At 70.9% G+C, this 11758-nt stretch carries 12 protein-coding genes; 5 read left to right on the top strand and 7 right to left on the bottom strand.

Annotated features, from left to right (window positions below; all coding sequences use genetic code 11):
- Positions 1-4 precede the first annotated feature (4 nt).
- The 4 genes from ACN20X_RS03395 to ACN20X_RS03380 all read right to left on the bottom strand — a co-directional run bounded on the left by ACN20X_RS03395 (position 5) and on the right by ACN20X_RS03380 (position 5098).
- Positions 5-2125: an alpha/beta hydrolase domain-containing protein gene (locus ACN20X_RS03395; protein ID WP_473210283.1), complete on the bottom strand. Its 2121-nt coding sequence runs from the start codon at positions 2123-2125 to the stop codon at positions 5-7.
- A 121-nt stretch (positions 2126-2246) separates the two neighbouring features.
- Entirely contained in the window at positions 2247-3233 is a 987-nt protein-coding gene (locus ACN20X_RS03390) for a Bug family tripartite tricarboxylate transporter substrate binding protein (protein WP_016450608.1), read from the bottom strand.
- 48 nt (positions 3234-3281) lie between these two features.
- Positions 3282-3653, bottom strand: a complete 372-nt coding sequence (locus ACN20X_RS03385) for an AtuA-related protein (protein WP_013804720.1) — start codon at positions 3651-3653, stop codon at positions 3282-3284.
- Positions 3650-5098 carry an acyclic terpene utilization AtuA family protein gene (locus tag ACN20X_RS03380; RefSeq protein WP_473210282.1) on the bottom strand — a complete coding sequence of 483 codons (1449 nt, stop codon included), beginning with the start codon at positions 5096-5098 and terminating at the stop codon, positions 3650-3652. The genes ACN20X_RS03385 and ACN20X_RS03380 overlap by 4 nt, the downstream gene beginning before the upstream one ends.
- 70 nt (positions 5099-5168) lie before the next feature.
- On the opposite strand from ACN20X_RS03380, the gene ACN20X_RS03375 reads away from it, so the two are divergent.
- The 5 genes from ACN20X_RS03375 (at position 5169) to ACN20X_RS03355 (ending at position 9923) form a co-directional block, all read left to right on the top strand.
- A complete protein-coding gene (locus ACN20X_RS03375) occupies positions 5169-6068 on the top strand; it encodes a LysR family transcriptional regulator (RefSeq protein WP_047219821.1) in 900 nt (299 codons plus the stop codon).
- A 65-nt stretch (positions 6069-6133) separates the two neighbouring features.
- A complete protein-coding gene (gene thiL, locus ACN20X_RS03370; RefSeq protein WP_313284426.1) occupies positions 6134-7099 on the top strand; it encodes a thiamine-phosphate kinase in 966 nt (321 codons plus the stop codon).
- A 38-nt stretch (positions 7100-7137) separates the two neighbouring features.
- A complete protein-coding gene (locus tag ACN20X_RS03365) occupies positions 7138-8790 on the top strand; it encodes a DUF4139 domain-containing protein (RefSeq protein WP_016453948.1) in 1653 nt (550 codons plus the stop codon).
- 130 nt (positions 8791-8920) lie between these two features.
- On the top strand, positions 8921-9421 hold the full coding sequence (locus tag ACN20X_RS03360; RefSeq protein ID WP_012202641.1) for a phosphatidylglycerophosphatase A family protein: 501 nt from the start codon (positions 8921-8923) through the stop codon (positions 9419-9421).
- Between the two features lie 10 nt (positions 9422-9431).
- Positions 9432-9923, top strand: coding sequence for a CinA family protein (locus ACN20X_RS03355; RefSeq protein WP_074924290.1), 492 nt, complete (start codon positions 9432-9434; stop codon positions 9921-9923).
- Here ACN20X_RS03355 and ACN20X_RS03350 read toward each other — a convergent pair.
- The 3 genes from ACN20X_RS03350 to ACN20X_RS03340 form a co-directional block, all read right to left on the bottom strand.
- Positions 9904-10218 (bottom strand): helix-turn-helix domain-containing protein, encoded by a 315-nt coding sequence (locus ACN20X_RS03350; protein ID WP_012202639.1) that lies wholly within the window; start codon positions 10216-10218, stop codon positions 9904-9906. The genes ACN20X_RS03355 and ACN20X_RS03350 overlap by 20 nt on opposite strands.
- A gap of 33 nt (positions 10219-10251) precedes the next feature.
- Positions 10252-11076, bottom strand: a complete 825-nt coding sequence (locus ACN20X_RS03345) for a YecA/YgfB family protein (protein WP_473210281.1) — start codon at positions 11074-11076, stop codon at positions 10252-10254.
- Positions 11077-11225: 149 nt separating this feature from the next.
- On the bottom strand, positions 11226-11747 hold the full coding sequence (locus ACN20X_RS03340) for a hypothetical protein (protein WP_343740965.1): 522 nt from the start codon (positions 11745-11747) through the stop codon (positions 11226-11228).
- Between the last annotated feature and the right edge of the window lie 11 nt (positions 11748-11758).

Genomic DNA, 11758 nt, shown 5'->3' with positions numbered 1-11758 from the left:
AGGCTCAAGGCAGCACCGCCGCCGCACGCGCGGCGGTGATCTGCGCGTCGGCGTCGCGCTGTAGCAGCAGGCGCTGGCGCACCAGGTCCTGGGCCGCCGCCGTGACGGCGCTCACGTAGCCGGCCTGGTCGACATACAGCTCCTCCAGTGACGGCCGCCCGTCACCGGCCGCCAGCCGCGCCGCGCGCGTCTTGTGGAAGGGGATGAAGCTGCCCGTGAGGTTGGACAGGTCCACGATGCCCGGCGTGGCCACGTAGTTGAACTCCATGCTGGTGCCCAGCGGTGCCCGCACCTCCACGCTGCGGATGCCGGCGCGCGTGAGGCCGGTGGCCGCATCGACCTGGGGCACGAGGATGGCGTAGTCCTTGCCCGTGGCGCGCGGCGGCTGCAGCGTGGCGATGCCGCTTTCGTCCTGCGGCACGTACTGCGGGCCGAAGTCGAGCAGCGCAAAGCCGTTGTGGCGTGCCAGGTAGCGGAACTCGGGGATGGCGGTCTGCACGCCGCCCACGCTCCAGCTCAGGCCCTTCATGGCGGGAAAGACCAGCTTGTCGGGCCGCACCAGGGTGCCGTCGGCCAGCTTGGGCACCTGGCTGGCCGGCGGCTCGGTGCCGCGCACCACCCAGTCCTCCAGCGCGATGAACAGCGCGCGGAACGTGTCGTTGAAGTGCACCACGGTGCCGGCCGGATAGACATTGCGCGTGGGCGCATAGCCGATGCTGGCCGTGCCGCCTGCGCCGCCGTGCTGCGTGCTGGCGTAGTAGTAGATGCGCGCATTGGCGGGCTGGGCGATGTCGCGCAGGCCGTTGGCATCGGTCAGCACGGGCGAGCCCTGCAGCTGCCAGAACTCCGTGCCGGACAGGCCCAGGAAAAACTTGGGGCAGGTGTTGCTGGCTTCGCAGCGCTTCATCACACCGCCCTGGCGGCCGCTGACCTCATCGCTGTAGTCCTTGTCCAGGCCGCGCGGCGCGGTCTGGCCAAAGGCCGTGTGGTCGGTGCGCAGGCCGCCCCCGCCGCCGGGCACGGCAAAGCGCGTGTTGATGTTGGTCTGGCGCGCGGCCACGTGGGCATACATGCCGTCGAAGACCTTGCCGCCATCGAGCGCCTGGTTGAAGCCCAGGTGCAGGAAGGTCTTCATGGCATTGCCCGACTGCGAGGTGCCCTGGCCGATGGTGTGCGTGATGCGCCCGGCCAGCGGATTGGCCTTGCCGTCGGCATCGGCCGCCTTGGCGCGGAAGAAGCTCACCGTATCGCGCAGCGCGGCCAGGCCCACGCCCATGACCTTGGGGTCCTTGGCCACGTAGACCAGCTCGTAGAGGTACTGCGGATCGAACCCGCCCTTCAGGCAGACATTGGTGGCGCTGGGTGTGCCGGGGAAGGGATTGGCGGCGGCATCGCAGCTGGCGAACTTCCAGTCGCCCGCAGGCACGGTCTGGCGCGCATCGGTTTCGTTGATGCGGCGCGTGAGCGAGTAGCCGGCCTGCGTGTTGTCCAGGCTGGCGGGCTCGTAGGGGATCATGGTCCCGTTGAACACGCCGCCGGGCAGGGTCATGGAGGGCACGGCGGCGGCCGGGACCAGCTCGGTACGGTAGCTGCCCGTGATGCTGCTGCCGTCCTTGTTGCGGGCCACGGGCACGGTGACCGTCAGGCGCGCGGGCGTGGACTTGGGCACATCGCCCTGCCAGGCCGAGTACAGCAGCACATAGCCGCGCTCCAGGTAGACCGCATCGCCGGGCGTGGCCGTGGGGTTGGGCATGGTCAGGATGTTGCCGCGGTTGGGCGCGTCATAGCGCAGCACGCCGCTGGCCTTGGACATGTCCTTGGGCTTGAGCATGACGAAGTCGGTGCTGTACTCGACCATGCCGCGCGCATTGACGGGCGCCAGCGCCAGGTCCTGGATCACGGCGTTCTTCGGGTCGGCCGGGTCCAGCTCGCCGTGCAGCACGCCGGTCACTTTTTCGTAGGCGCCGACACTGCCGTAGCTGCCGGCAAAGTCCTCGGTGGCGCTGATGCTCAGCTGCATGCGCGGCGCCTGCGAACCGGCGGGCGAGTCACTGCCGCCGCAGGCGGTCAGCAGGCCGGATGCGGCCAGGGCAAGGGCCAGTGGATGGGTGGATCTGATGTGCATGTTGTCTCCTTGGGGTCATGGCACAGGCAAGGCTGCGCCCTGGCCGCCGTGCATTGCGGCGGCCTAGGACGGTTCGGAAAGAAAGGGAACGGGAGAGCGGGGAACGAGAGCGGGGAGCGGCCTACTCGGGCTGGATGCCGGCGGCCTTGATCACCTGGCCCCACTTCTGGGTCTCGGCGGCCTGGAAGGCGGCCAGTTCCTGCGGTGTGGCCGTCCAGCCCTGGGAGCCGGACATGTCGAAGAAGGACTTGGCGCCCGCGCTGTGCACGGCGTCGGACAGAAGGCGGTTCAGGCGGGCCACCACGGCCTCGGGCGTGCCGGCCGGCGCATAGGCGGCGAACCAGTAGCCCATGTCATAGCCCTTGACGCCGGCTTCCTCCAGCGTGGGCACCTCGGGCAGCTGCGGGCTGCGCTGGGTGGTGGAGTAGCCCAGGGCGCGCAGCTTGCCCGACTTGACCTGGGGCACGCCGGTGGAGGTGTCGGTGATCATCAGGTCGATCTGGCCGCCCAGCAGGTCGGTGATGGCCAGCGGATTGCTCTTGTAGGGCACGTGCATCAGGTCCACGCCGGCCAGCTGCTTGAGCATTTCACCGGCCACGCGGCTGGAGGAGCTGCCGCTGCCGAACGACAGCTTGCCCGGCTGCTTCTTCGCCGCCGCCAGCAGATCGCCCACGTTCCTGTACGGCGCATCGGCGCGCACCACCAGCACCTGGCCGCCCTTGCCCAGCCCGGCCACGGGCGCGAAGTCCTTGACCGCGTCATAGGGCAGCTTCTTGTACAGATGCTGGTTGGCCGCATGCGTGGTGTTGGTGGTGATCAGCACCGTGTAGCCATCGGCCGCCGAGCGCGCCACCTGCTGGGCCGCGATCATGCCGCTGGCGCCGCCCTTGTTCTCGACCACCACGGCCTGCTTGGTCGCCGTGGTCACGGCCTGGCCCAGCGCCCGTGCCAGCTGGTCGGTGGCGCTGCCGGCCGCAAACGGCACGACGAAGGTGATGGGCTTGGACGGATAGTCCTGTGCCAGGGCCGGTGCGGCGGCGGCTGCTGCCAGCGCGCAGGCGGCCAGGGCGAGCACATGGCGGCGGGGGAAGTTGTGCGAAAGGTTCATGTCTGTCTCCTTTGTTGTGATGAATGTGTGACGGGTGGGTGCTGCCGGCTACTCCGGCGCCAGGTGGGGCAGCAGCGAGGCCGGTATGTGGACCTGCATCTGCAGCAGCCAGTACGACAGCGCCTTGCCGTGGCTGTCGAGGTTGAGCGCGTCGTTGACGCCGCCGTCCAGCACCGCGTCCAGCACCCAGTTCATGGCCTGCAGGCGCTGCAGCACGAAGCGCTGCACGCGCGCCGGGCGCCGGGCGGCGAAGTGCGCGGCCACGCGCTCTTCGGTGATCTGCTCCACCAGCACGGGCCAGCAGGCGGCATTCCAGGCGATGAGGCTGATGTTGGATCGGTTGCCCTTGTCCCCCGTGCGCCCGTGCGCCAGGCGGTACAGCGGCACGGTGACGGGCATCGTGGTTGGCAGTGTGTTCATGCGGCGTGCTCCCCGGCCTCTTTCTCGACCCCTTTATCAACGCCTTTATCGACATCTCCCTCGGCCCACTTCCATCCGGTGGCGACGCTCTGCTGCGCCAGCAGGCAGGACACCGTGCCCAGCCGCGCGCGCAGCGCCGTGCGCACGCCGCCGCCGCCGGCCGGCCCGCAGGTGTACAGCGCATTGACCTCGCGCGGCAAGCGCTGCGCCTGGGCCTGCGTGGGGCGCAGCCAGGCGGCGCGCAGGCGCACGTCCTGGGGGGCGGCTGCGCCGGCCGGCTGCGCGTCGCGCCAGCGGCCGGCGTCGTCGCCCAGCACGCTGGCCACGCCGATCCAGTCCAGGCGCAGGTCGCCTGCGGCCTCGCCGCCCAGGCGCTCGCGCAGCACCTCGCCGGCCAGCCGGGCGCGCTCCAGGGCGCGCGGGCCGGCATAGGAGATCTCGCCCTCGGCCAGCCAGCCCGAGGCATGGCAGACATTGACCTTGTAGTGGCCGTTGTGCGCATGGCCACGCACGCCGCTCAGGCGCACGGCGTCAGGCCCCAACTGGTGCACCTCGGCCTCGGACAGGTCGGCCACCACGTCGGGCGTCAGGTAGGCGGCCGGGTCGTGCACCTCGTACAGCAGCTGTTCCTTGACCGTGCGTTCGCTGACCAGGCCGCCCGTGCCTTCGGGCTTGGTGATGGTGCAGTCGCCCGAGGGCTCGATGATGGCGATGGGATAGCCCAGCCGCGCCAGGCCCTGCACGTCCTTGAAGCCCGGGTCGGCAAAGTAGCCGCCCGTGACCTGGGCGCCGCATTCCAGCAGGTGGCCGGCCATGGTGGCGCGCGCCAGGCGGTCCCAGTCGTCCCAGGCCCAGCCGAAATGCGCCATGGCCGGCCCCAGGGTCAGCGAGGGGTCGGACACGCGGCCGGCCACCACGATCTCGGCGCCGGCCTGCAGGGCCTCGGCAATCGCGCGCGCGCCGATGTAGGCGTTGGCACTGACCAGCGAATCCTCGGGGAACTCCGCGCCCAGCGCGGCCCGCAGCGCCCCGCGGTACGCCGGGCCGCTGACATCGTCGCCATGCACCACGGCGATGCGCGGCACGCGCAGGCCCAGGCGCTGCGCCAGCCGCTGGATGCAGCGCGCCGCGCCTTCGGGATTCGCCGCACCGAAGTTGCTGACGATGCGTATGCCATGCGCCAGGCAGTCGGCCAGCACGGGCTCCAGCAGGTCCTCCAGCAGGGGTTCATAGCCCGCGTCGGGCTGCTCGCGCCGCGCGAGCTGGGCCAGCGCCAGCGTGCGCTCGGCCAGGGTCTCGAAGATCAGGCAGGCGCTCTGGCCGCTGGCCGCCAGGGCGCGCACCACGGGCGCGGCGGCATCGGTGCGGTCGCCCGAGAAGCCGGCTGCGCAGCCCACCCACAGCGGGGGCCTGTCCGGGGCAAGAGAGGGTTCCAGGTTGTCCATGAGAGCCAATGTAGGCAGCCGCTGCTAATCTGTGAAATCGATTGTTCGGATCGACTTATCCAAAAACCCGATGAATATCTCCTCCCGCCAGCTCGATGCCTTCATCGCCCTGGCCCAGCTCAGCAGCTTCACCCTGGCCGCACAGCGCTGCCATCTGTCGCAGCCGGCCTTCAGCGCCCTGATCAAGGGTCTGGAAGACGGCGTGGGCGTGCGCCTGTTCGACCGCAGCACGCGCCACGTGGCGCTGACGCAGGAGGGGGCGCAGTTCCTCGATGCCGCGCAGCGCATACGCGCCGACCTGGGCGATGCCGTGCACGGCCTGCGCGAGGCGGCGGCGCTGCAGCGCGGGCGCGTGTCCATCGCCCTGCTGCCTTCGCTGGCGGCGGCCTGGCTGCCGCCCGTGCTGGCGCTGTTCCATGCGCGCCATCCGGGCATACAGCTGCAGGTGTCGGACCTGCTGTCCGAATCGTGCATCGCCCAGGTGGCCTCGGGCCAGGCCGACCTGGCGCTGGCCGCCATCCGCGCCGACACCGAGGAGCTGCAGGCCGAATGGTTCTGCGCCGACCGGCTGCACCTGGTCTGCCGCGCCGACCATGCGCTGGCGGCCCTGCCCGCGCCGGCCATGGCCGACCTGCGGGACCAGCCCTTCATCCAGCTCGCCCGCCACAGCAGCGTGCGCCAGTACCTGGAATCGCAGGAGCAGGCCCCGCCCCTCAACACCTTGCTGGAGGTGGAGCACCTGGCCACCGTGATGGGCATGGTGCGCGCGGGCCTGGGCATCAGCGTGGTGCCGGCCCTGGCGCTGTTCCACTTCGTGCAGCCCGGCCTGGTGACGCGTCCGCTGGCCGATGCCGACCGCCGGCGCGACCTGTACCTGGTGCGCAGGCGCCAGCGCAGCCTGTCGCCGGCCGCCCAGGCCTTCCACGCGCTGGCGCTGGAGCATCGGCCCGGTGCGGGCGAGACCACCTGATACGGGGCAGCACGAACCTCGCAGCACAATAGCCCGATCGCCAACCGCCTCCGAAAGCCGCCACCGTGGGTGAATTCGACCTGATCCGCCGCTTCTTCCAGCGCCCCGTGCGCCGCGCCGCCCTGGGCGTGGGCGATGACTGCGCCCTGCTCGCCCCGGCGCCGGGCATGCAGCTGGCCGTCTCCAGCGACATGCTGGTCGAGGGCCGGCATTTCTTCGCCGACGTGGACCCGCGCCTGCTGGGCCACAAATCCCTGGCCGTGAACCTGTCCGACCTGGCGGCCTGCGGCGCGCGTCCGCTGGCCTTCACCCTGGCCCTGTCCCTGCCGCGCGCCGATGCGGCCTGGACCGAGGCCTTCGCAGGCGGCCTGCTGGCCCTGGCCGACGCCCACGGCTGCGAGCTGGTCGGCGGCGACACCACCCAGGGGCCCTTGAACATCTGCATCACCGTCTTCGGCGAAGTGCCGCCCGGCCAGGCCCTGCTGCGCAGCGGCGCGCGCGCAGGCGACGACATCTGGGTCAGCGGCAGCCTGGGCGATGCCCGCCTGGCGCTGGAAGCCCTGCTGGACCACACCACCCTGCCACCCGGCACGCTGGCCGCCGCGCGCCAGCGCCTGGAAGCGCCCACGCCGCGCGTGGCCCTGGGCCAGGCGCTGCGCGGCATTGCCAGCAGCGCGCTGGATGTGAGCGACGGCCTGCTGGGCGACCTGGGCCACATCCTGGAGCAATCCCGCGTGGGTGCCAGCCTGGACACGCGCCTGATCACGCCGCTGCTCGATGCCGGCCGGCACACGCCCCTGGCCATCGACCTGCTGCACCAGTGCACCCTGTCCGGCGGCGACGATTACGAGTTGTGCTTCACGGCCCCGGCCGACCGGCGCGATGCCGTGCAGGCCGCAGGCCGCGACAGCGCCACGCGCGTCACGCGCATCGGCTGCATCGAGGAGCAGCCCGGCCTGCGGCTGATCGGCCCGGACGGAGCGGCCATGGCGCCCCGGTGGACCTCATTCGACCACTTCGCTGCGGCCTGACGCCGCGCCAAACCACTTTCATCCGAGAAGGACTGCCCATGGTTCAACGCTCCGCCCTGCCCGCCCTCTCTGCCCTGGCAGCCGCCTGCTTCCTGCTGGCAGGCACCCCGGTCCAGGCCCAGGCACAAGCCCAGGAAGCCACCATCGCCCGCGCCCCCATCGCGCGCGTCACCCTGTATGCGGGCGTGGCCTCGGTGGAGCGCACGGCGCGCATCACGGCCGCCACGCGCCAGCTGGTGTTCGAGTGCCTGCCCGGCTCCATCGACCCGCAGAGCCTGCAGGTCAGCGCCGATGCCGGCGTGCGCCTGGGTGACTACAAGCTGCAGTCGCAGCCGCGCGAACTGGCCTCCAAGGCCTGCGCCAGCCCGCTGGAGCAGCAGATCCGCACGTTGGAAGACCAGCTGGCCGCGCTGGAGGCCGACGAGTCCGCCGCCAAGCTCGTGGGCGACTACCTGCAGGGCCTGGCCAAGCCCGGCGATGACGCCAAAGCCCCCGCCCTGCCCGCCGCCAGCCAGCTGGGCGCCGCCACCGAGGCGCTGCGCAGCACCAGCCGCGGCAACACGCTGCGCGCCCACCAGATCCTGCGGCAAAAGCAGGCGCTGCAGGAGCAGCTCAGGCCGCTGCAGCTCGAACGCGACCGCACGGGCGCCGGCAACGCCCAGGTGATGAAGGTCACCGTGCAACTGGCCAGCCCGGCCGATGCCAATGTGCAGCTCACCTACCAGGTGCGCGGCCCGAGCTGGCAGCCCACCTACCGCGCCCAGCTGGACCCGGCCAAGGGCACGGTGGCCATCGAACGCCTGGCCCTGGTGGCCCAGAACAGCGGCGAGGACTGGAGCCAGGTGCAGCTGCTGCTGTCCACCGGCCAGCCTTCGCGCAGCACGCAGGCGCGCCTGCCCAATCCCTGGACGCTGGATGTGGAACGGCCCCGCCCCGTGGCAGCCATGGCCCCTGCGCCAGCGCCGGCCCCGGCGGCCCCTGCGATGATGCTGGAGCGCGCCCGCAAGCCCGGGGCGGCCGGCGAGGCCACCGAACTGCCGGTGCTCGATGTCGCCAGCCTCAACACCGCCTACGCCACGCAGTTCTCCGTGCCCTACCGCATCAGCGTGCCCTCCAGCAGCGAGCGCGTGACCCTGGCCCTGGGCTCGCACAACCTGCCGGCCACCCTGCTCACGCGCACGGCGCCCGCCGTGGAAGAGGCCGCCTACCTGGTGGCCCAGCTGGCCGTGCCGGCCGGTGTCTGGCCCGCAGGCCCCGTGGCCCTGTTCCGCGACGGCGCCTTCGCCGGCCAGGGCCGGCTGGACTTCGGCAACGCCGCCGCGCTGGCCCAGGGCCTGTCCTTCGGCCGCGATGACAAGGTGGTGGTGCGCAACCTGCCCGTGGACTCGGCCACGGGCAGCGGCGGCCTGCTCAGCAGCAGCACCGAACGCCAGGTCACGCGGCGCTTCCAGGTGGACAACCGCCATGACCGCGCCATCGAGCTGCAGGTGGTGGACGCCGCACCCGTCTCGCGCAACGAGCAGATCCGCGTGCAGTCCCAGTACAACCCGCAGCCGGCCACCACGCGCTGGAACGACCGCAACGGCATGATCGCCTGGCAGCAGCCGCTGGCCGCTGGCGCCAGCGCCAGCTTCGAGGCCCGCCACCAGATCCGCCATCCGCAGGATCTGGCGGTCGAAGAGCGTCAGTGAAGCACCAGGGCCGCGCTTATGATCTCGCCCCATGAGTGACGCGCCGCTGCGGCCGGAGGTTTCCGGCGATCCTGCTACCCCCACCTTTGCCTCTGCGGCGCGCCCACCGGAAGGCCCGCCGCAGGGCGGCATGGCACGCCCCACGCTGGAATTCATGATGTCCCACCCGGCCCACTTCATCGCCATGGGGCTGGGCTCGGGGCTGGGGCGCATCGCGCCCGGCACCGTGGGCACGCTGTGGGCCTGGCTGTCCTTCCTGCTGCTGCAGCACTGGTTCACGCCCCAGCAGATCGGCCTGCTGATCGCGGGCAGCATTCCGCTGGGCTGGTGGGCCTGCACGGTCACGGCGCGCCACATGCGCGTGGCCGACCCGGGCAACCTGGTCTGGGACGAGATCGTGGCCTTCTGGCTGGTGCTGTGGCTGGTCATGCCCACGGGCTTCTGGGGCCAGCTCATCGCCTTTGCGCTGTTTCGCTTCTTCGACGCCGCCAAGCCCCAGCCCGTCAAATGGGCCGACCGGTGCTTCAAGGGCTTCGGCTGGCGCGGCGGCTGGGGGATCATGTTCGATGACCTGGTGGCCGCCTTCTGCACGCTGCTGGTCATCGCGCTATGGCGCCATTTCATCGGCTGAAGGAGCTGGCATGAACGCATCCAACGAACTCGTCGAAACCCTGGCAGGCCTGCTGCTGCAGCGCGGCTGGATGCTGGCCACGGCCGAGAGCTGCACGGGCGGCATGATCGCTGCGGCCTGCACGGACCGCGCCGGCTCCAGCGAATGGTTCGAGCGCGGCCTTGTCAGCTACTCCAACGCGGCCAAGCACGACCTGCTGGGCGTGCCCGAGCCGCTGATCGCCGAACACGGCGCCGTGAGCGAGCCCGTGGCGCGCGCCATGGCCGAAGGCGCCATCGCCCACTCACGCGCGCAGTGCAGCGTGGCCGTGACAGGCGTGGCCGGGCCGGGCGGCGGCAGCGCCGCCAAGCCCGTGGGCACGGTCTGGTTCGGCTGGAACGTGTACGGCACCACGCACAGCGAATGCCTGCGCTTTGACGGCGACCGCGCCGCCGTGCGCCAGGCCACCATGGTCCATGCCCTGCAGCGCCTCAATGCGCTGATCAGCGCAAGGCTTTTATGAGCCGGTGCGCGATCTCCTGCAGCGGTGCAGGCAGGGCGCGGTAGCTTTCCAGCAGGCGCTGCTCGTCCACGGGCAGCGGCGCGTTGTCGTCTTCCAGGCCGGCCGTCAGCTCCAGCGCCGTGGTCTGCAGCGCCAGGGCCACGCGGGCCAGGGTGTCGTTCTTGAGGGTGCGGATGGCCCCCGATTCGATCTGCGACACGGCCGAGGCCGTGATGCCTGCGGCCTCGGCCAGCCGGCCCTGGGTCATGCCCAGTTCGGCGCGGCGGGCGCGTATGCGTTCACCGATATGTCTCATGGCCCGTGCATCCAAAGCCTGTGGCGCGGGCGCTCAGGCGCCGTGACACTTCTTGAACTTCTTGCCGCTGCCGCAGGGGCAGGGGTCGTTGCGGCCCGGCTGCTCGCCCTTGACGATGGTTTCCTGGCGCGGGCCCATGCTCTTCCAGATCTGGCGCAGGTCGTACAGCGCCCAGATGGCCTCGCCGAACTGCTCCACGCGCTCCTGGCTGGTGCTGGCGGGGCCGTCCTCGTCGTACATGCAGACTTCGGGCTTGCCGGTGTCGTCCTCGGTCAGGGCCACGACGGCGTTGAGCGCCTCGTTGAGCCAGCCGGCGGCTTCCTTGTCGCGCGGGGCGGCCCATTCCTCGGCCCAGTTCTCGACCACGAACATGAAGCCCAGCGCCCAGATCTGGCCGAACGAAGGAATCTCGCCGTCATCGGGACGCTCTTCCTCGGGCAGCGACAGGATGGCGCCGCGCATGTCCATGGCCTCGGGCTGGAAGGTGCGGTCGTCTTCCAGCGTCTTCACGTCGGCGTCCAGCTGGGTGCGGATCTCGTCCATGCGCAGGCCCACCAGCTCCAGAAAGCGCGCCTGCTGCGCCGCGTCCTTGAACACTTCCATCAGCGGCAGCGGCTGGCCCTCGGCCGCCTCCAGCGTGCCGCCGTCGCCCAGCAGCATGGGCAGCCACTCGGCGACCGGCACCTCGCGGCGCGTGCAGATCAGCGCCGTCAGGAAACCGTCGCAGAACTCCCACTGCGGAATCTCCTCGCCGCGCGTGCGCAGCTCGTCGAGCAGATCGTCAAGCTCCTCCAGCGCCTCGGGCGTCAGGGCAGGCTCGTCGGGCAGGGCGGTGGCTTCGTGGGCGTCGTTGGACATGGCGGAAATCTCTAGGGAAAACAGGGAGAAGGAACCGGCCACGGCCAGCCCCTCGAATGAATGGCCCGCAGTGTAGCCGCGCCGCCATGTCCGTGGCGCCCGGTCGGAACTGGCGCCCACGGGGCCATATCTCCCACATGGCCCACCCGCTACCCGGCTCCCTGCCAGGCCGGGAGCATGGAAAGCCCCACCCATTCCCCGACCCGGCTCATCGTCAAATTCTGCAAAGCGCCGCTGGCGCCGCCAAAGACTGCCACCAGTGCCCATGTCTGCTCGTCGAAACCGCAGGTCGTGCAGCAGGCCATCTGGGGCAGGCACAGCGCCTCGGACTGGTCCTGGGCCAGCAGGCTGACGAATTCCTGCGCGGTCACGGTCTCCGGATCCAGGCCCATGGGCCAGGACCCCTTCCAGCGCTGCGCATCCAGGGTCACGCTGTGCACGCCCCATGTCGGAGCGCCTGGCATGTCGCCCCAGGCCAGGCGTTGAAGGACCAGGCCCAGCCCCGTCTCCGCCCATGTCACCGGGTAAGGCGGGGCGTGATCGATCTTCAGCAGCTGCGCATCGCTCAATCCCGCTTGGCGCAGGGCCAGGCGCAGGTAATCCTGCCGGCTGTGCCGTCCCAGCGTGCGCAACACGGCATCCATCAACGGGGCGATGGGCTGTGGCTTCATGGTGCTTTCCA

Source organism: Delftia sp. PX-1, assembly GCF_055797465.1.
This window is presented reverse-complemented; position numbering and strand designations above follow the sequence as displayed.